The 1,615-nt window shown below is 53.6% G+C and carries 1 pseudogene; it reads right to left on the bottom strand.

Features of this window, described 5'->3' with window-relative positions:
• Positions 1-111: 111 nt before the first annotated feature.
• Positions 112-1,145: pseudogene (locus EVC45_RS44495) on the bottom strand (IS630 family transposase).
• Between the last annotated feature and the right edge of the window lie 470 nt (positions 1,146-1,615).

Below are 1,615 nucleotides of genomic sequence, written 5' to 3'. Positions count from 1 at the left end.
TCAGTTCAACGGCACATTTCATCGGCAGACAGGTCATCAGAATCACATTGCCTGTCAGACCCCATATTTTGAAATTCGTTTACTCGTCGCACTTAAGGCAATGCTGATTACTCATACGTCAGAAATATAGCGGACAGATTGATGCCTAAAAAAGGAGCGTGCAAGGTGCGGATCGCGACTAATTTGTGAAAGCTGCTCGTGAATTTTCGGGCCAGCTTTTCGCCTTTTTGAAGTGGGCGTCGCGCGACGCCGGTCCTCTTGACGTGACTCTAGACCAACTCATCTGGATTGAGGTCCGGTGCATAACCGGGCAGGAAATGCAAAGTCAACTTGCCCTGTGTACTGGAAACATACTCCTTAACGACCGCCTTCTTATGCGCTGGCAATCCGTCGACGACCAAATGAACCGCTCTTTTCCGATTGAACATCAACTTCTTGAGCAGTTCCACGAACAACTCACCGCTAAGTGCCCCTTCATAGGTTGCAAACCAAAAAACCCTCTTCGAATTCACAGCGGACGCGGCGCTCATGCTTTGTCGTTCACCGGGCCGCTCGACCACGGGAGTCTCACCGCGCGGCGCCCACGTCCTTCCATGTACCGAGTCAGCACGGAAGCCCGATTCGTCCCAGAAGAAAATGTCCGCCTTCTGCTCACGAGCCTGCCTTGCAATGCTCGGATAGGTGTCACACTGCCAACGCTCGATAGCTCCCGGATCACGCTGGTAAGCACGCTGCAACGGCTTTTGCGGCGTCAGGTTCAGGCGGGCGAGCATCACGCCGATCGACGCCAGACTCAGCGTGACGCTGAATTTCTGCCGCACCAGCTCACGAACCAGGTTGCGCGTCCACAAGCCAAAATCAAACCCATACTGCATTGGATTCTTGCCATTAACCCAGCGCAGTACCAGCTGCTCCTGCGTCGCAGTGAGCGTACGTGGGCGACCTGTGCCTTTGGTCGAGCGGAGCGCCCGCACACCATGCCCACGGCCTCGCGCCTGCGCCCTAATCTTGTACGCCCACGAGCGATGCATTCCAAACGACGCGGCAACATCATTTGGATGCTCGCCTTCGGCCATACGCTGAACTGCGAGGATCCGCATCTCTTCAAGAGTATTGTGAGCCAGGCTTCGGCCATCTCGTTTCATGGGCGATCCTCTGAATAGCTATCGCTCAAGCATAGACCACGTGTCCGCAATATTCCTGACTTATGAGTAAGTCCACCCCTTGTGCGCGTCAAGCGCTATAGAGCGCGCAAGCAACGGGAAGGGCAAAAGCTAATGAAGCACTAGACAGCATAATGCCATCGTTTATTACAGTTTCCTCTATCAAATTTATTTGACGCATTGCACACTTTCACTAAAGCAGAACCGACTCGCATCCGTGTTGCCGATGTACTCCATTATTTGAGATCGCTGAGGGCCATATGTGAAGTTGTGGGCTCTGTCAAGTTCGCGAAGCAGATTTTCAGCACGCAAAAATAAGGCATCCTTAGGGGCGTGTGAGGGAGAAGTACACGTCTGCCTAGATAGGCTTACTGTCAACTGATTGCGGGTTTTCCGAAGGGGCCGAATTTGTCTGCGAGCCCCACCGGGAATGGCTTTCGGAGCTGGCGAGG

The organism is Paraburkholderia sp. UYCP14C, from assembly GCF_004197395.1.
Classification (GTDB): domain Bacteria; phylum Pseudomonadota; class Gammaproteobacteria; order Burkholderiales; family Burkholderiaceae; genus Paraburkholderia.
Note: the sequence above shows the minus strand (reverse complement) of the source record. Positions and strands in the feature narration are given on the sequence as shown.